The organism is Pandoraea pneumonica (genome assembly GCF_049918595.1).
GTDB lineage: Bacteria > Pseudomonadota > Gammaproteobacteria > Burkholderiales > Burkholderiaceae > Pandoraea > Pandoraea pneumonica_A.
Genome location: NZ_JBNCRZ010000001.1, coordinates 1,346,729 through 1,371,118, shown reverse-complemented (window position 1 = coordinate 1,371,118; position 24,390 = coordinate 1,346,729). Strand labels below are relative to the sequence as shown.

Sequence of the window (24,390 nt, the reverse complement as noted above, 5' to 3'; positions counted from 1 at the left end):
TATCGGCATCCGACAACGCTCAAGCGCGCGCGAGTCGCGCGGTTCGCTCGTCGATGGCTCGCTGAAGCACGTTCGTATATTTTTGCGCGACCGGCGGGAAATCATAACCGTCGAGCACATACTTGCGCGCGTTCTCCGAATACGTGGCGTAGGTAGCCGGGTCCATATCCACGATTTCGCGGATCTTGTCCTGGAAGCTCTGCACCGACTCGGGCGTGAAGGTGAACGCGTTTGCGTGCTGAGCGCGTTGGTCGTTAATCTCGTTTTCTTCGAAAAGTACGGGGACTCCGCACGCCTGGATCTCGAAGAAGCTCATGCTGCACTGTCTCGGGAAGACCGCAAGATCTGCCGACTGATAGTACTTCGCAAGATCGAAATAGCGTTGCGTCGGCAGACGCACGATCTTGTTCTCACTTTGGCGGAAGAGCGTTTCCACCGCCTCGCCGTATGGGCCGACCGCGTTGCCGATAATCAGGAACTCGACCTTGCGGCCGGTCGCGCCCTCCATTTTCTTGACAAGCGTCTCGCCGAGCAACTTACCGCCCTTGTGCTCGTCGAGCTTGCCCGCGTAGAGCACCAGGAACGAGTCCGGCGCGAAGCCCAGCGCTTTGCGCACCTCCGCGCCGACGGCCGCGTCAGGCTTGAAGTGGTTAGTGTCGGTCCCCAGCGACAGTAGGTCGGTGTGACTCAGCGGAATGCCGAGACACTTTTCGACGAAGTCACTGTCCACGACGCGAATGAGCGGAATCTTTCGTTTAAGGAAAATAGGCGTAAAGAAGCGCCGATAGACCCATCGGAAATACTCCCGGTATTTGTTGACCGATGCCATTTCCAGCATATGGCAATCATAAACCAGCGGAAACGGCAACCAGCGGGCCATCAGCAGGAAGAGCATACCGGTGAGCGTATCCTCGCCGTGCACGAACACGACGTCGGGGCGTAACGCCATCACCTTGCGGAACAACTTAATCGGATGAAAGATGGCGCGGCCACTGTAGAAGCCGTAGAGCGGAATGCGGTGGATGTGCGCGCCGGTTTCCTTCGCATAGCGCTCGTCGCGCATAGCAATATTGTCACGCCCAAAAAATTGCGTGAGGAAATCCGGAATCTTGTCCAGCTCTGCCGTGACGATATCGACCTGATGGCCCTGCAGCACCTGCAACCGACCCAGCATGTTGACCTGATAACCCGCGTCCGGGTGAATGAAATCTTCGACGTGAACGATCTTCATTGAACCTTATTCCTCATTTCGATTCATCTCGGGCGCGGCCTGAACTGCGACGAACCGTTTTGCCTGCTTGTTACGGCGGACTCGGTAGGCCCGCTTAGCCAACCATGCAAATAACAAAATGCCGCCGCCACCACCCGAGAGCATTGCCGTGGTAAAGGGCAAGTTAAGCAGCGCGATCATGAACCCGACCATCCAGCCCACGGTAAAAGCGCTCGGCAAAATCACCGTAAAGCGGTTCACCAAATACAAGCAAAACGCCATGAACGGGGTGATGACGAATATCCCCGCCGAGCCGAGCGCCGCGAATCCGTCGCTGGCCCAAAAATTGGCGTTGAAGTTCGCCTCGGACGAGCCGCTATAAGCAATGCCGATGACCTGTCCTAGCAGTAACTGACCGTAGGGATAGCCACCAAAGAGGGACTGAATCGGGCCGATGTGGGTGTAGTAAGTCCACCCATGCTCGCCGAAATATTCGAAATACTTGCTTGTCGTCCAGCCGCTCGAGCCGATCATCCGTACCAGAATGATCGACTTGGCCCACATGAACGCACCAAAGTCGGGAATCACCGCGGTGAGTACGGCAATCAAGGCGAGCAGCAACAGGAGTACGCGGGCAAGAAATCCACGGCCACCGCGCCAAACCAGAATCACGGCGTACGTAATCGGCAGCATCAGAATCGACGCCTTCGCCCCAGTGCTCATATAGAGCACCACCGACGCCGTCAGCCCGAGTAGCAGCATCGGCCATTTACGATAGACGATCCCACGCGCGAACAGATACGACACGAAACAGTACGACAGCCACGACACCAGGTACGCCTCAAGGGCCCCTTGCTCTGCCCCCGCCGTTTCCATTCGAAGATCGTACACCTCGGCAAACGACACGAGGCGCATGCGGCTAAGGTTCGGCAACGCGACCATCAACGTTGCCACAATCACTAATGCCCCGATGATCGTATCGAGCAGTAGGAAATCGCGATATTCCGCGTTAATCGGCCGGCGTGACATGCGTGCCGCCCGGAAGAGTACCGCCATGCTCACGGCTAGCGCCAATTGCGGCAGTACGACTGCCGAGTACTCCTGGTTGATTGTGAACAGCAGACTCAGCTGGATCGGCACGTAACTCATCGCGTAGATCAGCGCGACGATTGCCTGCGCCGGATGCGGCGTGTCCCGATAGGCCAGAATGGGCAACCACGCGAGCACATACGTCACCAACAGGCTCGTCGTCTCGAACGGCAAATAGGTGTAATGCGCGTACTCGAACGTCGGGTTGATATACGCGACGTAAGCGTAATGCACGGCCAAGATGTACAGCGGCGCAAGGAGGGAGACGCGTTTCAAATGACCTCTCCTTCCTTCACGATTGCCCGGTCTGCATGGGCACAAAGCCGGTAGACGGCAATCTGCGCCACGAGCACGCCCAGCGCCGTAATTGCGGAATACACATAGAGCGCGGGGGTCAGCGGCACGCCGCGGCTTGCGCATATCGCAAGGGCAGTCAGCGGTACGACGGTGGTGCCGACTTGTGCGAGCAATCCGATGCCGGGCTTTCGCAGCGCCACGAAGACGTAGGCGAACGGGGTGTTGATGAATTGAGCGAACAACGCCAGCGCCACCGCCCGACCGATCACGCCCGACGCAGCATAATTGACGCCGAAAATGTGCAGGAAAAGCATGGGCGCGAGCAACGCGAGCAGCCCGAACGCGGGTGCGGCCACCAACACGAGTACGCGGAGCGTCTTGCCGTACAGGTCGCCGGCGGACTTGCGCTCACGGACGCGCGACACGAATTCCGCGCGAAACGCCTCGGTCAGCGCACCGCCGATGAGCGCCGCGGGGACGAGTAGCAACCGATTCGCAACGGCAAAAGCGCCGACTTCTCCAAGGCTGTAGTTGGCCGACAGAATCAGCGGAATGCTGCTCGTGCCAATGGTCGTCAGGAGCGCCGTCGGCAGCACGAGCAGCGGAAACTGCCGGTAGGCGGCGGCTTGCCGGATCATCGACTTGCCTTTGAGTGGGGTGCGCGGCAACTTCCAAACGCCGAATTCCCAGCACATGTAGAGCAACGACACGGCAAGCCCCGCCGTAAACCCCAGAATCAGGAAGTTGGCGGTACCGCCCCAGAGCCATCCGCACAGCAAACCGATGCCTACGTTGAACACCGTGCCGAGAACCTGACTCCGCGCGTAATACCGATAGTTCGCAATACGCGCGCTCCATTGTTGCGTCAGCGTATAAGTCGCGCCGAGCCACAGGGCGCACACGAGCCATGCAACCGAGAACGGAATCGTCACCAGCCCCGTCGCGTCCAACGCCGACGCTGCAACGGCCACGACCGCGCTCAGTAGCGTGGCAAGAATGACCACAAGCAGCGTGATGCGTGCGGCGTTGCGATGCGCCCGCGGCAAAATCACTGCTGCGTCGTACTTGAACGTGGTGAACCCGATCACGATCGCGTACGCAGACGAAAACACCGCCATCACACCGAACGCGCTAGGGTTGTAGATGCGCGTCAAGATCGGCGTAGCCGCAATCATGAGCACCTGCGCGAGGATGGTCCCCGACGCGAGACGTACGAGATTACGGCGTAGTCGCCCTTGAGACGTATTCGGGCTGGCGGAATAAGACTGCATGGTGGCGCGAACCGGCGGGATCAACTGTGCTTAAGAATGACTTGCAACGTCAGATCCGCCGCATTGCCGGCGCCGTATGGTTGCGTCGCCGTCGGTTTGCGCGTCGCACATGCATCGAACGCCTGTTCGATTTTGTCCTTGTCGGCGCCGACGAGAGTATTCCAGCCGGCTTCGACCGTCTCGACCCACTCCGTTTCGTCGCGCATCGTCACGCACGGCACGCCATAGAAAAACGCTTCCTTCTGAACGCCGCCGGAATCGGTCAGTACCGCCATGGCCGACTGCTCGAGGCGCACCATGTCGAGGAACGAGAGCGGTTCCGTGAAGATCACGGCTTCCATCTGCGAGCGCAGTCCATGCTCGGCGATGAGCTTTGCCGTCCGCGGGTGCAACGGCAGCACGACCGGCACTCGCTTGGCAATATCCCCCAGCGCGCTCGTAATGCCGCGCAGGCGAGACAGATCATCCGTGTTTTCGGCGCGATGGCAGGTGGCCAGCACGTACTCGCCGTCCTTGAGTCCCAACTGCTGCGTGATCGTGCTCTTGGCACGGGCCACATCGCGGAAGTAAAGCGACACGTCGTACATCACGTCGCCAACGAGATGCACGCCCTTGGTGACGCCTTCGCTAGCCAGGTTATCCACCGCCAACTGCGTGGGGCACAACAGCAAACTCGACACACGATCGGAGAGGATACGATTAACCTCTTCCGGCATGCGCATGTTGAACGAGCGCAGGCCTGCTTCAACGTGCGCCACGGGGATATGCAGCTTCGCCGCGGCTAACGCGGCCGCCAACGTAGAGTTGGTATCCCCGTAAATCAGAACCCAATCGGGCTTCTCGTCGATCAGGATCTTCTCGATTCCTTCCAGCATCCTGCCGGTCATGGCGCCGTGCGACCCCCCGGATACGCCAAGATGATGTTTCGGCGCCGGAATATCCATTTCGTCGAAAAACACAGCGGACATGTTCGCGTCGTAGTGCTGCCCAGTGTGGACAATCACTTCTTCCACCTGGTCTGCGTACTTCGTCCGAATGCATCGGGAAATTGCCGCTGCCTTGATGAATTGCGGGCGCGCGCCCACGACCGTCAGGATCTTGATCATTTCTGCATCCCTTCGATCAGGGTGCGCACGATACGGTCCTGATCTTCTGCACTCAGGTCCGGGCTCATGGGCAGGCTCATGACCTTGCGCGCGCAGGCCTGGCTGACGGGCGTATCCGCCGGATCGCCGAGATGGGCGTAGGCCGGCTGCATGTTCAGCGGAATCGGGTAGTGCACGGCGGTCGGGATGCCGGCCTCTTTGAGGCGTTCCTGCATCGTTTCGCGAGCCTCGACGAATACCGTGTATTGCGCGAAGACCGACGTACGGTCGGCTCGCTGCGCGACGACCGGCACCTTCGATTCAAACAGCTCGTTGTAGCGCGCGCCGATGGCATAGCGGCGCTCGATTTCCCACTCGAAGCGTTCCAACTTGGCGAGCACGATGGCGCACTGAAGCGTGTCCATCCGACCGCCGACGCCAACGCGGGTATGGGTGTATCGCTTCGACTGACCGTGCACACGAATCTCGCGCATGGCTTGCGCCAGGGCGTCGTCGTTCGTAAAAATAGCGCCGCCATCGCCGTAGCAGCCCAGCGGCTTGCTCGGGAAGAAGCTCGTGCATCCAATCGTCGAGACGTTGCAGCTCTTACGGCCCTTGTAGTCTGCGCCGAAGCTCTGCGCCGCGTCTTCGATCACCGGAATGTTGCCGTGACGCGCTGCAATCGCGTTGATCTCGTCCATGTCGCTGACTTGCCCGTACAGACTCACCGGCATGATGGCGCGTGTGCGGTCCGTGATCTTTGCTTCGATCTGACTGACGTCGATGTTGCAGGTGTCCGGCTCGACATCGACGAAGACTGGCTTGGCGCCGAGCAGCACGATCGTCTCAGCGGTCGCCGCAAACGTAAACGGCGTCGTGATGACTTCGTCGCCCGGTTTGAGGTCGAGCGCCATCATGCTGATCAGCAGCGCTTCCGTGCCGCTCGACACGGTAATACAGTGCTTCGAACCCGTGAACGCCTCGAGACGGCGCTCGAGCTCCGCGACCTCGGGCCCCATGATGTATTGCCCATGCTCAAGCACGGTATTGATGCGTGCATGCACCTGGTCGTGCAATGCTGCGTACTGACGCTTCAGATCGATAAAAGGGATGCTCATTCGGACACTCGCTCGAGAGTTTGATCGTTCAGTTCGTAGACGTGCCCGCTGTGCGGGCACGTATAGGTGCCATGACCGGTCAGCGGCAGCGGAATCTGCTCACCGAACTCGCTCATCCAGCCGATTTGCTTCGCAGGCACGCCCACCATCAATGCGTACGGTTTGACGTCCTTGTTCACGACGGCACCGGCCCCGATGAAGGCAAACTCGCCAATCGTCGACCCACAGACGACCGTGCAGTTGGCGCCGAGCGTGGCGCCTCGCTTGACAAGCGTGTCGCGGTATTCGCTCTTGCGCTCGATCAACGAACGCGGGTTGTACACATTCGTGAACACCATGCTTGGGCCGCAGAAAACGCCTTCTTCAAGCGTCACGTTGTCGTAGACCGACACGTTGTTCTGTACCTTGCAGTTGTCGCCGATGCTGACTCGGTTTCCGACGAATACGTTCTGTCCGAGCGAGACGTTCGCGCCGATGCGCGCGCCGCCGCAGACATGCACCCAGTGCCAAACCCGGCTGCCGGATCCGATCTGTGCGCCGTCGTCGACGATCGCAGTGCTGTGAATAGTTACGTTGTTCATGACTGGCGAGGACAAATCGACGGGATCAGTATTCGAGCGGCAGCGAGACCGTCTTGCCGTCGCGCGCGGCGTGGTATGCCGCAATCAGCAGTTCCAGCGACTTCAGGCCTTCGCGCCCGTCGGTTTCCGGTTCGGCAACGCCCTGCAAGACTTCCACAACGTTCTTGTAATAAAGCGGATGGCCAAAGCCGTAGACCGACGTGGTCTCGTAGTTCGCCGCGTGAATATCCTTGTCGTAGTCGCGCGGCTCTTCGAACTCCCAGACCTGGATATCGTTGACGGCCACGCCACCGACACGCACCGTCCCCTTCTCGCCGAGGATCGTGATACTACCTTCGAAATTCTTCGGATAGGCGAGCATGGTGACCGCCATGGAGCCCAGTGCGCCATTGCGCCACTTGATGTTGAGCACACCGGTGTCTTCCACTTCGATGTCGCGGGTCGTGCTCATCATGGCCTGAATCTTTTCGACCGGGCCGATGAGCCAGTCCAGCAGATCCACGTAGTGGCTGGCCTGATTCATGAAAGCGCCGCCATCGAACTCCCACGTGCCACGCCAACCGTTGCCCTGATCGTAGTACGACTGCGGACGCGTCCAGAAGACGTTGAGCTGCACCATGTGGATCTTGCCGAAACGCTTTTCCGACACAGCCCGCTTGAGCAGTTGCAGCGTTGTGTTGCGGCGATTCTGCTTGACGACGAACAGACGCACGCCAGCTTCGTCGCACGCTCGCACCATGCGAACGCCGTCGTTCCAACGCGTGGCCATCGGCTTTTCGGTGATCACGTTGATCTTGTACTTCGCTGCCAGGACAGTCTGATCCGGGTGAATGCCGCTCGGTGTGCAAAGGGCCACGACATCGAGCTGCTCCTTCTGGAGCAATTCCTCCATGTCGCGATAGCCCGGCACCTTGTATCGTTGCGCGTGCTCGGCGAGTACGGTGGGATCGACATCGCACACGGCGACCAGCTCCAGCGCATCGCTGTGTTGTTCGATCGAACCGAAGTGGTTCTTGGAAATGCGGCCGCAACCGACAATGGCGATCCGGATCTTCCGGTCTTTAATGGGGGAGTGAGCGTGCACGAGGGCCTCGTTCGAAAGCGAATGATTACAGACGGAACACGGTGAAACCGGCAGCAGCCGCTTCGTGGCGGTCGTACAGCGATTTCACGTCGGCGAGCACCGGCTGATCCGAGCGGCAAAGCGCGCGAAGATCGGCCGGCTTGAACCCGCGGTATTCTTCGTGTCCAACAGCGACAACTAGGGAGTCCACCTGATTGGCGCTATCGACGACACCCAGCTCCAGACCGTATTCGTGGCGCACTTCCGCCGGATCGGCCCACGGATCCGCCACCACAACGTTGACGTTCCACGAACGCAGTTCGTTGATCAGATCAACGACCTTGCTGTTGCGAATGTCCGGGCAGTTCTCCTTGAAGGAGACACCCAGCACGCCTACGGTGCTACGGGCCACGTCGATGCCGTTTGCCAGCATGAGTCGGATCACGTTTCGGGCAACGTAGCGGGCCATGTTGTCGTTGATGCGACGCCCGGCCAGAATGACTTGCGGGTGGTAGCCGACTTCCTCGGCCTTGTGCGTCAGATAGTAGGGATCGACGCCGATGCAGTGGCCGCCCACCATGCCCGGGCGGAACGGCAGGAAGTTCCACTTACTGCCCGCCGCTTCGAGCACTTCGAGCGTATCGATGCCGAGGCGCTCGAAAATCACTGAAAGTTCATTGACGAATGCGATGTTCAAATCGCGTTGGCTGTTCTCGATCACCTTGGCTGCTTCCGCGACCTTCAGGCTGCTCGCCTTCCAGGTGCCGGCCTTGATGATGCTGCCGTACAGCGCGTCGACGTATTCCGCGACTTCCGGTGTGCTGCCACTGGTGATCTTCTTGATCTTCGTGAGCGTGTTGACCTTGTCGCCAGGATTGATCCGCTCCGGGCTGTAGCCGCAGAAGAAATCCACATTGAACTTAAGCCCGGACATCTTTTCGAGCACCGGGACGCACACTTCTTCCGTGCAACCGGGGTACACGGTCGATTCATAGATGACGATGGCGCCCGGCTTGATCGCCTTGCCTACCGTCTCGCTCGCCTTCACGAGCGGCGTGAGGTCCGGGCGATTGGCCGAATCGATTGGCGTGGGTACGGTCACGATGAACACACCGCACTCGGAAAGATCGGCAGTGTTCTGGCTATATTGGATATGCGTTGCCGTGGCGAGGTCCTCAGGCGTGACCTCGAGCGTGCTGTCTTTGCCGGCCCGCAGTTCCGCAATTCGATCACCATTGATATCGAAAGCCAGGACCGGCCGGATTTTGCCGAACTCCACTGCCAGCGGCAAACCGACGTAGCCGAGCCCGATAAGTGCGATTTTCTTGTCCACAACTTCCATTTACAGTCCCAGATTCAAATTATCGAGAGGCGAAGTACAGTCCCGCCGAACAATGATTCTCTGTGTTTCGCGTTAAATCGACACAGTCGATTTGTGTTTCGATGCGAAACGTGAATATTTTAAGGTACGGATTCGGAGGTAAACGGCGTGCGCACCCTCTCACACCGAACCGGCGTCCGTCCGGTGAATCCTTCCCTCGTCGCATGCACGCCGGTGTTGGCACGGCATACGCCACCACGAATTGTACTTCGACACCACTGTCGCAAAAGCCCGTCGCTCAGGGGCGCTCGCTCGGGCAACGCGTTTTCGCGATGACATACCTCATCACGGGTCGCGCGCGGGTTTGCAATGATACGTCGATTTGCGTGATGAGCTTAAATTTCAGCCTACTCGCTAAGCGCTCGATTCAGAAAACCGTAGCGCGCCTTGATTTCGTCCAGATGCTTGTTGAGCATTGCACTTCTTGCGCCCAGCATACGCAAGGTGAATTCGAACAAAGCCGGCACCCTGCCAAGCTCCAGAAACCCGCGCAGCATCAGCACACGAAGCGGGCTTCTTGCCGCAGAAACGAGATGACAGTAATTGCGAGCGTGATATTGATAGACTTCAGGCGTTGCATCACGCTTGCAATTGAAATAAAGATCGATGATGACCTTGAAATCGTTATGCGGGAAAAACAGGCCGTAAAAGCGCTTTGCATAGCCAGGGCGTAGCTTGAATAACATGCTTTTCGTGCCCCCGACACCCAGCCCCGCCAGCATGCCGTAGCTATAACCGATTTCCGGCACCACGTATTCAACGATTTCCTCATTCACAATCGCCATACGCCCACCGCGCGACATAAATGCCGCCATTAGCATGAAATGGGGCACATAGGTATGCGCGTGCTTATAGCCGACTTCCAGAACGGGCCTGAAATCCTTCAGACGATAAATGCCGTTCGAGATGAAGATAAAGTCATTGAAATCGTCGATCGATCGAGCATTGCAATCGATAAACTCTTCGAAATCGTCGATGCTGTTCTTTGGGAAGGCCGGTCTTTGCGTCGAACCGAATTTCACGAAACCATATTCGTCGCCCACCGTAACAATCGCCTTCAGGACGCGGTCGATCGCGCCGGCGTCGACCTCGTCGTCGTCCGACAGCAGCCACAGCCAGTCGCCACGCGCCGCTTCGAACGCGCGCATAAAGTTGGCGGACATGCCGATGTTCGTCGGATTTCTGGCAATCTCCAGAACGCCCAGGTCGATTGCCGTCCCCAGCTCCGGATCGTTCGCAAATGCCTCGGCATAGTTGTCGGGCGAGGCATTGTCGAGGACGAGAATGCTGACTCGTTCCCTATCGACTTTGGGCAGCAGACCGCGCACGGTGCGCATGGCTTGCGGCAGTCGCTTATAACTGGGGATGCAAATGGTGAGAATGTGTTCAGCCATTGTCAACGAGGCCTGCAATGCCTTCCTCAAAACGAATCGTTGTCGTCCAGCCCGGCAGTTGCCGGCCGGCCTCCGGCAGCCACGGCGTCATAATCTGATGCCGCGGATAGGGGCGCGCGCCCCAGCGTACGGGAATCGTAGAGCCCATCACCTTTTCGATGAGGCCCACGTAATCGCGCAACGTGAGCGCTCGCATCGACCGTACGGTATAGCGATGGAACGCAGGTGTCGCGTCACCTGCCAGCAGTTGCCGGGCGGCGACGACGAAGGCGTTTGCCACGTCGTCCACATGCACGAAATCGACGACCTGCCCTCCGGGAGTCAGATCGAACGGCGTTTGCGCCCCCGCGTGTTTGATCAGTGCATTCAGGAGCTTGCCGCGGGAATCGTTCGGGCCATACACGTCGTAGAGGACCAGCGATGCGACCCGCAGATAGTGCCGGGACAGATACTCCGCCATGAGACTGAACGACGATTTCGTGGCCGCATATAGGCTGTTGCCCCCCATCACCCCGTTTTCGTCGAACTGCCAGTACGATTCGGTCGACACAAACCGCGTGAATCCGTGACGGATCATGAACGTCATCAGATCCATGCCCAGCCGGATATTGGCGTCCACGAGTTGTTCGGCTTTATCGATCTCGCCTGCGATTTCAGCCACCGCGGCCAGGTGCAGAAAGACTGTCTTCGCGGGGTCGAGCGTCGCGAGCGGGGCAAGCGCCCCGGCCGTTGCGTCGTAGCGCACAATGTCCGCGCGATCCGACATCGGGGCAGCATCGCCAGCAGGGTTAGCACGCATCACGCGGATCACACGCCAGCCCTGCGCCGACAACTGCGCCGCGACCCTGCTACCGATGTATCCGCTGGCGCCGGTAATGACCGCAACGCCGGTGCCCTCTCGTATCGCCATTTACGACAACCTCATCCGGACCGCCGGCGCGAAGAATACCCCCGTGCCGCCGGTGTTTGCTGCTGTTTTAGAAATTTACAATTGAGATGCCGGGCACTGCGGCAAGGGGAAATCCCGTTTCGTTCCGTCGATTCTATTTTTGATGAAACGGGAATCGCCCTGTCGTCTCAATGAACCTCAGAAACCAATGCCGAAGAACTCTTCGATACGGGTGACGATGAAGTCCAGCATCTCTTCGGTCAGCCCCGGATAAACGCCGATCCAGAACGTCTGATTCATCACGACATCGGTATTGGTCAGCTCGCCGCTTACGCGATAGTTGCGACCGATCATGTACGGCTGACGCGTCAGATTGCCCGCGAACAGCAAGCGGGTGCCAATCTTGTTCTGGTCGAGATAGTTCAACAAATCTACGCGTTTGACGCCGGCACTTTCCTTCAACACGATCGGGAAACCGAACCACGACGGGTCCGAATTCGGCGTAGCTTCCGGCAGGTGCAGGAACTCGACACAGCTCTGAAGTCGCGACTTCAGGTAAGCAAAGTTCTTCTTGCGCGCGGCGATGAAATCGTCGACGCGGTCCATCTGCGCGAGCGCACAGGCGGCCTGCATATCGGTGATCTTCAGGTTGTACCCGAGATGGCTGTAGGTGTACTTGTGGTCGTAGCCCTCAGGCAGGTTGCCCAGCTTCCAGCAGAAGCGCTTGTTGCAGGTGTTGTCCTTGCCGGGAGGGCAGTAGCAATCGCGGCCCCAGTCACGGAAGGACTCAGCGATCAATTTGAGCTCAGCGTTGTTCGTGAAGACAGCGCCCCCTTCGCCCATCGTGATGTGGTGCGCCGGGTAGAAACTCAGCGTGGCAATGTCACCGAAGGTGCCGACCAACTGGCCGTTGTATGTCGCGCCGAGTGCGTCGCAGCAGTCCTCGACCAGCCACAGGTTGTACTTCTTGCACAGCGCGGTCACCACCTCCAGATTGAACGGGTTACCCAGCGAGTGGGCCAGCATGATGGCCTTGGTCTTCGGCCCGATGGCGGCTTCGATCTTGCTCGCATCGATGTTGTGCGTGGCGAGATCGACGTCGACGAACACCGGCACGGCGCCGAACTGGATGATCGGGTTGACCGTCGTCGGGAAACCCGCCGCGACGCCGATGACCTCGTCGCCTTGCTTGATCGCGCGATCGCCGAGCTTGGGCGAGGTCAGCGTAGAGAACGCCACCAGATTGGCCGAGGAACCAGAGTTGACCGTGATGAGGTACTTCACACCGAGGTATTTGGCCAGACGCTCTTCGAACATGGCATTGAAGCGTCCGGTGGTCAGCCAGCCGTCGAGGCTCGCTTCAACCATCGACTTAAGTTCGCCAGCACCGATGACTTTGCCCGACACGGGCACCGCCGTCTGGCCGGGGACGAAGGCCTTCTCGGCGTAAACGACGTCAGCATACTGCTGAACGAGTTCAGCGATTTCCTGGCGAATGCGCTCGGGCGTCTTGGGGGTAACTTGAATTGTGGAGAGGGTCATTTTGAATCCCGATCAGATGCTGGTATTGCGATACTCGCGGATGTGCTGAAGACAAATGGCCTCTACGTCTGCCTTGTCGAGCCAGGCACGTTGCCAGTCGATGATTTTGTCGAGTGCCGTCGCCAAACTCCAGCGCGGCTGCCAATCGAGGCGAGCTTTCGCCTTGGAGATGTCGAGCTTCAGATAATGGGCCTCGTGCGGGTGCGTGCCGCCGTCCAACTGCCAGCTGGCACCGCCGCCCCAGGCCTCGACCATGTGTTCGACGATCCATTGCACCGGACGCGCATCCTCGTCCTTCGGCCCGAAATTCCAGCCCTCGGCGAATGCCTGGCCATGGGCGTACAGCTGTTCGGCCAACGTCAGGTAACCGGACAGCGGTTCGAGCACGTGCTGCCACGGCCGGATGGAGTGCGGATTGCGGATAGTGACCGGCTTGCCGGCCTGAACAGCGCGCAGAATGTCCGGCACGAGTCGATCCGCCGCCCAGTCGCCCCCGCCGATCACGTTCCCGGCGCGCGCAGAGCCGAGCGCGATGCCGGCTTGCTGAAAGAACGAGCGACGGTAAGCGCTCGTCACGAGCTCCGAGCAGCCCTTGCTGTTGCTGTAGGGGTCGTAGCCGCCCATCGGCTCGTCTTCACGATAGCCCCACACCCATTCCTTGTTTTCGTAGCACTTGTCGGTCGTCACATTGACGATCGCCTTGACGGAACCGACCTGGCGCGCCGCCTCAAGGACGTGCACCGTGCCCATTACGTTAGTCGCATAGGTTTCGACGGGCGCATCGTACGAATAGCGAACCAGCGGCTGCGCAGCCATGTGAATGACGATCTCCGGCTTGCACGCCTGCATGGCGCGCAGCACGGTGCCGTAGTCACGGATGTCGCCAATGGTGCTGGTCATGCCGTCGCCGACGTTGGCCTCGTCGAAGAGCGCCGGGGTCGTGGGCGGCGCGAGCGCCAGGCCATGCAGATCCGCGCCCATCGACTTGAGCCAGAGGCTCAGCCAACTGCCCTTGAATCCCGTATGACCGGTGAGCAGCACACGCTTGCCCGACCAGAAATCTTCGTGAACCTGCAACATCGTCAGTCCCACATCTTCCAGGGTGCTTTACCGCTCACCCACAGTTCTTCGAGATGGTGCTTGTCGCGCAGCGTGTCCATCGGCTGCCAGAAACCCTGGTGCTCGTATGCCATGAGCTCCTTGTCTTCGGCCAGGCGCATGAGCGGCTCCTGCTCCCAGATGGTCGCGTCGTCGTTGATATACCGCAGCACTTCCGGCGAAAGAACGAAGAAGCCGCCATTGATCATCGCGCCATCGCCCTTCGGCTTTTCCTTGAAGTTCATCACTTGACGCTGGTGAATCTCAAGGGCACCGAATCGGCCTGGCGGATACGTAGCAGTGAGCGTCGCGCGCTTGCCATGCTTGCGGTGGAAGTCGATTGTTGCGGAGATATCGATGTCACCAACGCCGTCGCCGTACGTGAAACAGAAAGCGTCTTCGTCTTTGACGTAATCGGCCACACGGCGCAAACGCCCGCCCGTCATCGAGTTGTCGCCCGTGTCGACGAGCGTGACCTTCCAAGGCTCAGCACGCTTCTCGTGGACATGCATGGTGTTGGCCTGCATATCAAAGGTCACGTCGGACATGTGCAGGAAGTAGTTCGCGAAATACTCCTTGATCACATAGCCTTTATAGCCGCAGCAGATGACGAAATCGTGGATGCCGTGGTGGGAGTACATCTTCATGATGTGCCAGAGAATCGGCTTGCCGCCGATCTCCACCATGGGCTTGGGACGCGTGGAGGTTTCCTCGCTCAACCGGGTTCCGAGCCCCCCCGCAAGAATCACTGCTTTCATTTACATCATCCTCGTGAGATCAAATGGTTCCCGAGCAGACAAAGGCATCGGAGTGAAATCGTTTGGGTGACAGACCCGCATTCGCCAGCAAGGACTGAGCACTGTGAATCATGGCGTCTGAACCGCAGGCATAAACTACGGCGTTGTCCAGGTCCGGATTCAGCCCGAGCAGCACATCCTGAACATAGCCCGTGGCGCCGGTCCAGCCGGCGTCGGGACGCGAGAGCACCGGAATGTACACGTGCTTGCCTGGCAACGCCGAAACGTCGAAATAATGATCCTGCAAAGCTCGCCCGCCCCACAGCACAGTCACCGACCTCGGATGCTGGTCCGCTGGCAGGTCCAACAGCGACAGCAACATGGCCTTGACCGGCGCGATACCCGTGCCCGTCGCCAGGAAATACACGTCGGCGTTCGCCGCTTCGCGTAGGAAAAAAGTCCCCAGCGGGCCATGCAAGCGAAGCAAATCGTTGGTCTTGGCCTGATGGAACCAGTACTGACTCATCATGCCACCTTCGACGAAGCGCACCTGCAGTTCCAGCACGCGGTCATCTGCCTTTGCATTGGCCAGCGAGTAGCTGCGACGCTCGCCGCCGGGACCGATGACATCGATGTACTGTCCGGGCAGGAAGTCGAATTGTGCGGAAGGCGGGACTCTCAGGAAAACCTGGACGACGTCGGGGGCAAGCCGGACGATTTCGCCCACGCGGCACGGCACCGTCTTGGCGGTTGGCAGCGTGATCGCGCCGAGCGTCTGCGCTTCGACGGTCACATCGGAATCGATGGTGCGAACGCAGCTGAGGATCCAGCCGTCCGCCTTCTCCTGATCGGTCAGCCCGAGCTCAGGATGCTGCGCGGTTGTCGCACCGCTCACCAGCTTACATTTGCACGAGCTGCAACGACCCGTCCTACAACTGTAATTCAGATTGTTGCCGGTGCGTAAAGCGGCCTGAAGGATGGATTCACCTGGTTCTGCACCAAAGTGTGCTCCTTCGACGAGGTTAACCGAAAACACGCTGACAATACTCCCGCTGGTTCATTGCCTTGCCGCCCTTTTTGAAAATCATTCACCGCATCTAATTGCTGATTTTCGCGGATTTTCCGCGCCCACTTTCACTGCGCCTTATAGTTTACCGCTTGTCGCACGGCTTCCCGTTTTATGCCCCAGCAATACGGCGGCGCAGGGAGTAAGACTCAGGGAAGGGCCAAGTGACGCGCCATTGTTTGTAACAGTTTTTCTTGCGCTTAAAATCGCGACGCCGGGTATTCAATGGAATGGGTGCGGATCCAGCACCCATGACGGGCGGGCAATGCGTTAGCCGCCGTCGCACCCCAGGGAAAGCGCTTTCGGTACGCCTTCGGTACCATATCGCGCAATATCCGTCGAATAATCCGACATTTTCGCAACAATGCGCCCCAACTGGCAACAATATTTTGGCCATCGCCCGAGCGCGGCGCGATAACCGGACCTATTGCAGGTATTGGCTGCGCGAGGCGCCCGCTGGTCATAAATCCGGGAAATTGCGGACGTGGCACGCTTGGCGGCGACAAGCCGTTGGGGATTTGCCTGGAAGCGGAATAAGAGATGACGCCAATCCACTATACTACGGGCCAATCTGCCGAGAGGATGCCGGGTTTTAGCTCGTTTGGCAGTCAATGGCGCATTGGGCCGCTTTCCCGGGCATCAATCTTCGTTAGCGTAGCGTGACTACCGGAAAAGATGACCGATATAAGAACTCATAAGCTTTTCGTGTTCCTGCGCCGCATCCCCTCTCCCCCCGAGCCGGTCGCGCTGGCCCAGCACCAGGGCCGTCGCCACCCGGTCGCACAAAAAACGCACTTCAAACGGCCATGAAGACTGTCGCCATCCTTCAGTCGAACTACATTCCGTGGAAGGGCTATTTCGATATGATCGCCGCCGCAGACGAGTTCATCCTCTACGACGACATGCAATTCACCAAGAACGATTGGCGAAATCGCAATCAAATTAAGACACCGCAAGGCGTTCAATGGCTCAGTGTGCCCGTCGGGCAGGACATCAAACGCCGTATACGGGACGTCGAACTGACCTCCGACTGGCAGGCCAAGCACTGGAAGACACTACAGAGCAATTATCGGCGAGCCCATTATTTTGCCGAAGTGGCCGAGTGGCTCGAGCCGCTCTACCTGACGGAACATTATCAGCGGCTCTCGCAGATGAACCGGCGGTTCATCGAGGCGATCTGCCGGTATATCGGAATTCAGACCCGCATTACGAATTGCTGGGACTATCGATCCACGGACGATAAGACCAGGACAGCGCGCCTTGTGGACCTTTGCCAGCAAGCCGGGGCAACGCAATACCTATCGGGGCCCGCGGCCAAAGATTACATCGAAGCACCGCTCTTCGAGGATGCTGGCGTTACGCTGCGTTGGTTCGATTACGCCGGGTTCCCCGAGTACCCACAACTCTGGGGTGAATTTGTCCATAGCGTCACCATCCTGGACCTGCTGTTCAATTGCGGCAAGGACGCACATCGTTACATGAGGCATGTCAAAGCATGAAGCTGTCCATCGTCGCCACCCTTTACTGCTCGGCCAAATTCATCGAGCAGTTTCATCGCCGTGCAAGCCGGGCAGCACAACAACTGGTCGGTGATGACTATGAAATCGTGCTGGTCAACGACGGCTCCCCCGATTCGAGCCTAGCGCTGGCCATCCAATTGAGCGAGGCCGATCACCATGTCGTAGTGGTTGATCTCTCGCGCAACTTCGGGCATCACAAGGCGATGATGACCGGCCTGCACCACGCGCGCGGCGAGCGAGTCTTCCTGATCGACAGCGACCTCGAAGAAGAACCGGAATGGCTGCTTTCGTTCAGCGAACAGATGGAGCGCGAGAAGGTCGACGTGGTCTATGGCGTTCAGCAGCAGCGCAAAGGCAAGCGCTTCGAGCGCTGGACCGGGCAGGTGTTCTACACGCTTTTCCGGTTTCTTAGCGGACTCGACATGCCCGACAACATCGTCGTCGCCAGGCTGATGTCCCGACGTTATGTCAGCGCCTTGGTGCAGCATGAAGAGCGCGAGTTGTTCATGGCGGGGCTTTGGGTCATCACCGGCTTCGACCAGCGTGCGCAAACCATCGTCAAGCACAGCCGCGCAGAGACGACCTATACACTCGGCAAAAAACTGGCACAGCTGATCAATTCGATCACGGCATTCAGCAGTGCACCGCTCGTTGGCATCTTCGGCGTGGGATGTGCGATTTTCCTTCTGTCTGCCTTATATACCGGCTTTTTGATCGTCAACTGGCTGCTGCTTGCAAACCCGCCCGGCGGCTACACCTCGCTGATGGCTTCCATCTGGCTGCTCGGTGGCCTGATCATCGCCTTTGTCGGCGTGGTTGGCATTTACCTCGCCAAGATCTACTCGGAAGTCAAACAAAGACCCTACAGCATTGTTCGTAATGTCTACCGTCAGACCGAAGCGCGGAGCATCGAATGAAGAAACTCGTTATTTTCGGCCTTACCGACGCGGCTGAACTCGCACTTTATTATTTTTCGAACGATTCGGATTATCAGGTCGAAGCGTTTGCAGTCGACGCCGACTACATGCCGGCCGACAAGCGCTTCAAGGGCTTCCCCGTGGTGGCATTCGATGACGTCGTGTCGCTCTACCCACCCGACCGTTATGCGTTTTTTGTCGCGCTCGGCTACTCCAAGCTCAACCAGATTCGCAAGGAAAAGTACCTTGCCGTCAAAGCCCTTGGCTATGAAATGGTCAGCTACGTCAGTTCGCGCGCTTCGGTGATGACGAAGGACATCGGAGAGAATTGCTTCATTCTGGAAGACAACACCCTCCAGCCTTTCGTCACCATCGGCAACAATGTCACCATGTGGAGCGGCAATCACGTTGGACACCACTCCTGCATTCAGGACCATTGCTTCCTGGCCTCTCATATCGTCGTGTCCGGCCGAGTGACGGTCGGCGAAAGCTGCTTTCTCGGCGTGAACGCGACCCTTCGCGATCACGTCACGATCGGCGAAAAGTGCATTATCGGCGCGGGCGCGCTGATTCTCGGAGATGCGGCAGCCGAAGGTGTGTATGTCGGGCAAGCCACCGAGCGGTCTCGCGTACCGAGCACCCGTGTCAGGAACATCTAAAGCACATCACCATTGGCTTGAAACAGATCCTATGTGGAAAAAATTAGGCAAGATATTCTGCGCTGAAGGCCAGAGCGACTGGCTGTACTCCCACGCAATGATTCCTATTGCCGAGCAGATCGACGGCGATCTCTTTCGTATCTACTTCTCGTCGCGCGACAAGCACAATCGGGGACATGGCGCCTTCCTCGAGATCGACATGCGCGATCCGACCAAAGTACTGCGCGTGAACCCGGAGCCCGTCCTCGCGCCGGGAGAACTGGGGTGCTTCGACGACAGCGGCGCGTTGCCTAACGCGATCGTGAACGTCAATGGCCGCAAACTGCTGTACTACACCGGCATCAATCTGGGCGTGACGGTGAAGATTCGCAATTCCATCGGTCTGGCTGAGTGGAATGAGGCTACCCAGCGCTTCGAGAGGCGATTCCGCGGCCCCGTCATCGACCGTACCCGCGACCTCCCCCACTTTGTCGCCACCCCCGAAGTGCACTACGAGGGCGGCCATTTCAGGGCCTGGTTCACTTCCTGCACGCGATGGGAGCACGGCGACGTTGAAGCCAAGCATTACTATCACCTGGAATACGCGGAATCCGAAGACGGTATCGAATGGGAACGCGACGGCACGGTCGCTATCGCGTTTCGCGATGAACACGAGTACGCCCTGGGTGTACCCCGTGTCATCAAAGATCCGGACACGTATCGCATGTGGTTTTGCTCGCGCGCGACACAAAGCTGCCCCACGTATCGCATTCGCTATGCGACCTCACCCGATGGCGTGCAATGGACGCGGCACGACGACCAGGTGGGGATCGACGTGTCGGAGACGGGATGGGATTCGGAGATGATCTGTTATCCGTTCGTTTTCGATCACGCAGGCCGGCGCTACATGCTCTACAACGGCAACGGATACGGCAAAACGGGATTCGGGATTGCCGTCTGGGAAGATGAATGATCTGTTGGTAAAACACTGGCGGCCCGTGATACGACCCATTCTGCGCTACGCGATCGTGGGCATTGCCTGCAATGCGATCGGATATACGGCCTACCTAGTGCTGACGTGGCTGGGTGTTCCGTTCAAGCTGGCCATGAGCGTGCTCTACGTACTTGGCATCTGTATCAGCTTCCTGGGCAACCGCAATTGGGCGTTCGAGCACCGTGGCAACGTCGCGGGGACCGCGCTTCGCTTCGGTCTGGCCCACGCGGCCGGGTACCTGCTCAACCTGGCGTTGCTGACGCTATTCGTCGACAGGTTGGGATACCCGCATCAGTGGGTTCAGGCCGCTGCCATTTTCGTGGTCGGGGGTTTCCTGTTCGTCGTCTTCAAGTGCTTCGTATTTCGTCATGTCCAACCGCGTGGAAACCAGCCGTGAAGATTTGCTCCGTATGTCATTCCTCGTATGCCTCCACGCAGGAGAAATGCCCGCAATGCGGGCACCAGGTCGTGCGAAAAAACGGTTTCGCTGCGTTCGCACCTGCGCTTGAGGATAAGGAAGAGGGCTTCAAAGCTGATTTCTACCAAACGTATGCACACCTGGAAAGTGGTCATTTCTGGTTTCGGGCGCGTGGCCGGCTGATCACATGGGCACTGGCAAAATATGCGCCGCATATGCGCTCGTTGCTGGAAATCGGCTGCGGTACCGGCTACATTCTCACTCAGGTCGCTAGCGCATTTCCGAAAGCCAAATTGCTCGGCAGCGAGATGTTCTCCACCGGGCTGCGCTTTGCGGCTTCACGCCTGCCTAGCGTAGATTTTGTGCAGATGGACGCCCGGGATATTCCCTTCGAGGACGAGTTCGATGCTATCGGGGCCTTCGACGTCATCGAACACATTGAAATGGATACTGTGGTTCTCCAGCAAATGTACCGTGCTCTCAAGCCAGGCGGGATCATGTTGTTGACGGTACCCCAGCACCAATGGCTGTGGAGTCAGGTGGACGAGTACTCTTGTCACGTGCGGCGCTATGCCGCCGTAGAGCTCCACCGCAAGGTTGAAGACGCGGGGTTCGCCATCGTGCGCAGTACATCGTTTGTATCGTTGCTGCTGCCGGCGATGATGATTTCACGCGGTGCCAAGAAGACGCGGAAGGGCGAGGTGAACGAGACGGCGGAACTGGCAGTTCCCAGGCCAATCAACGTGCTGTTCGGCTTGCTGATGCGGCTGGAATGCCTGTTTATCAAGGTAGGCATCAATTTCCCCGTCGGCGCGTCCAGGCTGCTAATCGCGCGGAAGACGATTGGATGATTCTGCCGCTACGCAGATCGACTTAACGTACGGTACGACCCGATTAACATTTGCGCGCAAAGGCTCAACAGGTGGAAGACAACAAGATCCCGTTCAATCGTCCGTATATGACGGGCAAGGAACTCTATTACATCGCTGAAGCCAATTTTGGAAACATCCTCGCTGGCGACGGCCCATTCACCAAGCGGTGCCACGACTGGTTGGTCAAGCGCACTGGCACAAGCAAGGCGTTACTGACGCATTCCTGCACGGCAGCGCTGGAAATGGCCGCCTTGCTGTTGGACATCGAGCCGGGGGACGAGGTCATCCTGCCGTCGTACACCTTCGTTTCCACGGCCAACGCCTTCGTCCTGCGCGGCGGTGTGCCCGTGTTTGTCGACATCCGTCCCGACACGCTGAATCTCGACGAAACACTGATCGAGGCGGCCATCACACCGCGAACAAAGGCCATCGTGCCAGTTCACTATGCTGGCGTGAGTTGCGAGATGGATGCGATCATGCAAATCGCCCGTCGGCACGGTCTGAAAGTGGTCGAAGATGCTGCGCAAGGGGTGATGGCGGCGTACAAGGGGCGGGCACTGGGCAGCATCGGGGACATCGGCGCCTTCAGCTTTCACGAAACAAAGAACGTCATTTCAGGCGAAGGCGGCGCGTTGCTCGTCAATGATCCTGCACATGCTTTGCGGGCGGAGATTATCCGAGAAAAGGGCACGGACCGTAGCCGCTTTTTCCGCGGCGAAGTCGATAAGTACACCTGGCAGGAAGTCGGGTCGTCCTTTTTGCCGGGTGACGTCGTTGCCGCGTTTCTCTGGGCGCAACTGGAGGAAGCCGAGCGGATCACTCAGGCGCGCCTTGCAATCTGGCAGCGATATCACGAACTGCTGGCGCCGCTAGAGGCTGACGGGGCATTGCGCCGCCCAATCGTGCCGGCCGATTGTCAGCACAACGCCCACATGTACTACGTGCTCCTGCCAGCCGGTGTGCCTAGGCAAGCCGTACTCGACGGTCTTAAACGCGAAGGCATTAATTCGGTATTTCATTACGTGCCGCTGCACTCATCGCCGGCCGGCCAGCGTTATGGCCGCGTTCATGGCGTCATGGACAATACCGATAGTCTTTCCGAGCGTCTGTTGCGCCTGCCGCTGTGGGTGGGTATGTCGATGCAACAACAGGAACGCGTGGTGAAGGCCTTGCAGGGTGAAGTGCGCCGCTAAAGCGGAATCGAAGGCCAGATATCCAAGAACGACAAAAGGCACAGGAAATCTCCTGTGCCTTTTTCTTAGCAACCGTTGAAAACGTTGGTGGAGCGGAGGAGGATCGAACTCCCGACCTTCGCATTGCGAACGCGACGCTCTCCCAGCTGAGCTACCGCCCCACATCAAGCAACGATCATAGCGGGTTTTTTTTTAACCGGCCAGCGCCCGACAAATTTGCTCGGGATTTGCCGCAAACCCTGATGACAAGGAGATGTCCGGCCGCCCTCAAGCCGCGCCCTGGTTCCCTTTCATGCCCCGGATCACCGGCAATTTCGGCGCCTTCGCCACGATCGTCTTCTGCGCGCGCAGATACCGCGCCACCACGTCCCATACCGGCTCGCCCTGCGCCCCTTCGGCCACCGGTGCCCAGCCCGCGACCTTGTACGTCTTGCTCGCGTCGATCGGCTTGCCGTTCAGACGCATGTCCGTAATGCGCTGCCCCATCGGTGCCATCGGGTCGATCGTGTAATCCATGCCGCCCACGCGCACCATGTCCCCGCCCTGCTGATAGTAGGGGTCCGGATTGAACAGGTTGTCGGCCACGTCCTCGAGCACTGTCTTGATCGTCTCGCCCGTCATCGGCGTGAGCGTCGTATACGGATAGGTAACGGCTGTCTGGTCGAGCAGCTGCTCCATCGTGATCGTCTGTCCCGGCAAGAGCGACGTGCCCCAACGGAAGCCCGGCGAAAATCCAATCTCGGCATCCTTCTCGGCCATGACGGCATCGAGCAGCAACTGGTCGAAGGTGCCGTTGAAATTCCCGCGACGGTACAGCACGCCTTCGGTCACCGCGAGCGGCTCGGCGAGTTTCGCCGCGAACGGCGCACGCACGCGCTCGATCAACGCCTGCATCTGCGCATCGGCGGGCAACATGTTGGCGAATACCGGCATCAACTTGTAGCGGAAGTCGACCGGCTTGCCACCCTTCACGTCGAAATCGAGCACCGCGAGGAACTTGCCGTTCGAACCGGCATTGGTCACGAGCGTCTTGCCGCCCGCATTCGCCACGATCACCGGCTTGGGCACGCCGTCGTGCGTGTGGCCGCCCAGAATCGCATCGATGCCGCGCACGCGCGACGCCAGCTTCAGATCGACGTCCATGCCGTTGTGCGAGAGCACCACCACGACCTGTGCGCCCTTACCGCGCACTTCGTCGACCATCGACTGCAAGCGCTCTTCCTGAATCCCAAACGTCCAGTCGGGCACGAAATAGCGCGGGTTGGCAATCGGGGTGTACGGGAACGCCTGCCCGATGATGGCCACCGGCACACCGTTCATCGACTTCATCGTGTAAGGCGCAAAGACCGGGTCGCCGAAGTCGTTCGTCTGTACGTTCTGGGCGACGAAATCGATCTTGCCTTTGAGCTGCTCTTCGACGACCGACTTCACGCGCTCGGCACCGTAAGTGAACTCCCAATGTGCCGTCATCACGTCCACGCCCAATGCGAGCGTGGCATCGACCATGTCCTGCCCCTTGGTCCACATCGCCGTGCCGGAGCCCTGCCACGTGTCCCCGCCGTCGAGCAGCAACGCCCCCGGGCGCGACGCTTTCATACGTTTGACCAGCGTGGCCAGATGCGCGAAGCCGCCCACCTTGCCGTAGGTGCGCGACGCCGCCACGAAATCGAGATAGGTAAATGCGTACGCGTCAGGCGTGCCCGGACGCAGTCCGTAGGCCTTCAAAAAGGCATCGCCGACCAGATGCGGCGGTCGGTTGGCCTGATCGCCAATGCCCAGATTGACGCTCGGCTCACGGAAGTAGATCGGCAGCAGCTGCGCATGGCAGTCGGTGAAATGCAGCAAATGTACGTTGCCGAACTTCGGCAGATCGTAGAACGCCTCCGCCGCCTTGGCCGCTGCATCTTCGTGATGCGACAACGCCATACCGCCTGCGGCCGCCACGGCCAATACCTGCATGAACTCGCGTCGATCCATTTCGTCTCCCGTGTCCCCAACTTGCCCGCCTGTCAGGCGA

General features: G+C 59.0%; 22 protein-coding genes and 1 tRNA gene. 7 read left to right on the top strand and 16 right to left on the bottom strand.

Going from position 1 to position 24,390, the window contains the following annotated elements; genetic code table 11:
* Nucleotides 1–19: 19 nt before the first annotated feature.
* From ACPWR9_RS06275 to ACPWR9_RS06210, 14 genes are all read right to left on the bottom strand, one after another.
* A complete protein-coding gene (locus ACPWR9_RS06275; RefSeq protein WP_426296020.1) occupies nt 20–1,174 on the bottom strand; it encodes a glycosyltransferase family 4 protein in 1,155 nt (384 codons plus the stop codon).
* Nucleotides 1,175–1,237: 63 nt separating this feature from the next.
* Complete coding sequence (locus ACPWR9_RS06270) at nt 1,238–2,575, bottom strand: hypothetical protein (RefSeq protein WP_426296021.1); 1,338 nt, start codon at nt 2,573–2,575, stop codon at nt 1,238–1,240.
* Nucleotides 2,572–3,867, bottom strand: a complete 1,296-nt coding sequence (locus tag ACPWR9_RS06265) for a lipopolysaccharide biosynthesis protein (RefSeq protein ID WP_426296022.1) — start codon at nt 3,865–3,867, stop codon at nt 2,572–2,574. Before ACPWR9_RS06265 ends, ACPWR9_RS06270 begins: the two co-directional genes overlap by 4 nt.
* A 20-nt stretch (nt 3,868–3,887) precedes the next feature.
* Nucleotides 3,888–4,973 (bottom strand): non-hydrolyzing UDP-N-acetylglucosamine 2-epimerase, encoded by a 1,086-nt coding sequence (wecB, locus tag ACPWR9_RS06260; RefSeq protein ID WP_426296023.1) that lies wholly within the window; start codon nt 4,971–4,973, stop codon nt 3,888–3,890.
* Complete coding sequence (locus tag ACPWR9_RS06255; RefSeq protein WP_426296604.1) at nt 4,970–6,064, bottom strand: DegT/DnrJ/EryC1/StrS family aminotransferase; 1,095 nt, start codon at nt 6,062–6,064, stop codon at nt 4,970–4,972. The genes wecB and ACPWR9_RS06255 overlap by 4 nt, the downstream gene beginning before the upstream one ends.
* 2 nt (nt 6,065–6,066) lie before the next feature.
* Nucleotides 6,067–6,651 carry a DapH/DapD/GlmU-related protein gene (locus ACPWR9_RS06250; RefSeq protein ID WP_426296024.1) on the bottom strand — a complete coding sequence of 195 codons (585 nt, stop codon included), beginning with the start codon at nt 6,649–6,651 and terminating at the stop codon, nt 6,067–6,069.
* A gap of 25 nt (nt 6,652–6,676) precedes the next feature.
* Complete coding sequence (locus ACPWR9_RS06245; RefSeq protein WP_426296025.1) at nt 6,677–7,735, bottom strand: Gfo/Idh/MocA family protein; 1,059 nt, start codon at nt 7,733–7,735, stop codon at nt 6,677–6,679.
* A 25-nt stretch (nt 7,736–7,760) separates the two neighbouring features.
* Nucleotides 7,761–9,056 carry a nucleotide sugar dehydrogenase gene (locus tag ACPWR9_RS06240; RefSeq protein WP_426296026.1) on the bottom strand — a complete coding sequence of 432 codons (1,296 nt, stop codon included), beginning with the start codon at nt 9,054–9,056 and terminating at the stop codon, nt 7,761–7,763.
* 386 nt (nt 9,057–9,442) lie between these two features.
* On the bottom strand, nt 9,443–10,489 hold the full coding sequence (locus ACPWR9_RS06235) for a glycosyltransferase family 2 protein (protein ID WP_426296027.1): 1,047 nt from the start codon (nt 10,487–10,489) through the stop codon (nt 9,443–9,445).
* Nucleotides 10,482–11,399, bottom strand: coding sequence for an NAD-dependent epimerase/dehydratase family protein (locus ACPWR9_RS06230; protein WP_426296028.1), 918 nt, complete (start codon nt 11,397–11,399; stop codon nt 10,482–10,484). The genes ACPWR9_RS06235 and ACPWR9_RS06230 overlap by 8 nt, the downstream gene beginning before the upstream one ends.
* 177 nt (nt 11,400–11,576) lie before the next feature.
* Nucleotides 11,577–12,920 carry a lipopolysaccharide biosynthesis protein RfbH gene (gene rfbH / locus ACPWR9_RS06225; protein ID WP_426296029.1) on the bottom strand — a complete coding sequence of 448 codons (1,344 nt, stop codon included), beginning with the start codon at nt 12,918–12,920 and terminating at the stop codon, nt 11,577–11,579.
* 12 nt (nt 12,921–12,932) lie between these two features.
* Complete coding sequence (gene rfbG / locus ACPWR9_RS06220; RefSeq protein WP_426296030.1) at nt 12,933–14,000, bottom strand: CDP-glucose 4,6-dehydratase; 1,068 nt, start codon at nt 13,998–14,000, stop codon at nt 12,933–12,935.
* 2 nt (nt 14,001–14,002) lie between these two features.
* Nucleotides 14,003–14,776 (bottom strand): glucose-1-phosphate cytidylyltransferase, encoded by a 774-nt coding sequence (gene rfbF / locus ACPWR9_RS06215; protein ID WP_426296031.1) that lies wholly within the window; start codon nt 14,774–14,776, stop codon nt 14,003–14,005.
* 19 nt (nt 14,777–14,795) lie between these two features.
* The gene (locus ACPWR9_RS06210) at nt 14,796–15,791 is read right to left on the bottom strand and encodes a 2Fe-2S iron-sulfur cluster-binding protein (RefSeq protein WP_426296032.1); all 996 of its coding nucleotides are present in this window, start codon (nt 15,789–15,791) and stop codon (nt 14,796–14,798) included.
* An 836-nt stretch (nt 15,792–16,627) separates the two neighbouring features.
* Here ACPWR9_RS06210 and ACPWR9_RS06205 point away from each other — a divergent pair.
* The 7 genes from ACPWR9_RS06205 to rffA all read left to right on the top strand — a co-directional run bounded on the left by ACPWR9_RS06205 (nt 16,628) and on the right by rffA (nt 22,373).
* Nucleotides 16,628–17,320 carry a WbqC family protein gene (locus tag ACPWR9_RS06205; protein ID WP_426296033.1) on the top strand — a complete coding sequence of 231 codons (693 nt, stop codon included), beginning with the start codon at nt 16,628–16,630 and terminating at the stop codon, nt 17,318–17,320.
* On the top strand, nt 17,317–18,258 hold the full coding sequence (locus ACPWR9_RS06200; protein ID WP_426296034.1) for a glycosyltransferase family 2 protein: 942 nt from the start codon (nt 17,317–17,319) through the stop codon (nt 18,256–18,258). The genes ACPWR9_RS06205 and ACPWR9_RS06200 overlap by 4 nt, the downstream gene beginning before the upstream one ends.
* A complete protein-coding gene (locus ACPWR9_RS06195) occupies nt 18,255–18,917 on the top strand; it encodes an acetyltransferase (RefSeq protein WP_426296035.1) in 663 nt (220 codons plus the stop codon). Before ACPWR9_RS06200 ends, ACPWR9_RS06195 begins: the two co-directional genes overlap by 4 nt.
* Nucleotides 18,859–19,869 carry a hypothetical protein gene (locus ACPWR9_RS06190; protein WP_426296036.1) on the top strand — a complete coding sequence of 337 codons (1,011 nt, stop codon included), beginning with the start codon at nt 18,859–18,861 and terminating at the stop codon, nt 19,867–19,869. The genes ACPWR9_RS06195 and ACPWR9_RS06190 overlap by 59 nt, the downstream gene beginning before the upstream one ends.
* A gap of 25 nt (nt 19,870–19,894) precedes the next feature.
* A complete protein-coding gene (locus tag ACPWR9_RS06185; protein WP_426330723.1) occupies nt 19,895–20,287 on the top strand; it encodes a GtrA family protein in 393 nt (130 codons plus the stop codon).
* Nucleotides 20,284–21,159, top strand: a complete 876-nt coding sequence (locus ACPWR9_RS06180) for a methyltransferase domain-containing protein (RefSeq protein ID WP_426296038.1) — start codon at nt 20,284–20,286, stop codon at nt 21,157–21,159. The genes ACPWR9_RS06185 and ACPWR9_RS06180 overlap by 4 nt, the downstream gene beginning before the upstream one ends.
* Nucleotides 21,160–21,230: 71 nt before the next feature.
* On the top strand, nt 21,231–22,373 hold the full coding sequence (rffA, locus tag ACPWR9_RS06175; RefSeq protein WP_426296039.1) for a dTDP-4-amino-4,6-dideoxygalactose transaminase: 1,143 nt from the start codon (nt 21,231–21,233) through the stop codon (nt 22,371–22,373).
* A gap of 85 nt (nt 22,374–22,458) precedes the next feature.
* Here rffA and ACPWR9_RS06170 read toward each other — a convergent pair.
* Nucleotides 22,459–22,534 (bottom strand) — tRNA-Ala (locus ACPWR9_RS06170).
* Nucleotides 22,535–22,640: 106 nt separating this feature from the next.
* Complete coding sequence (soxB, locus tag ACPWR9_RS06165) at nt 22,641–24,350, bottom strand: thiosulfohydrolase SoxB (RefSeq protein WP_426296040.1); 1,710 nt, start codon at nt 24,348–24,350, stop codon at nt 22,641–22,643.
* Between the last annotated feature and the right edge of the window lie 40 nt (nt 24,351–24,390).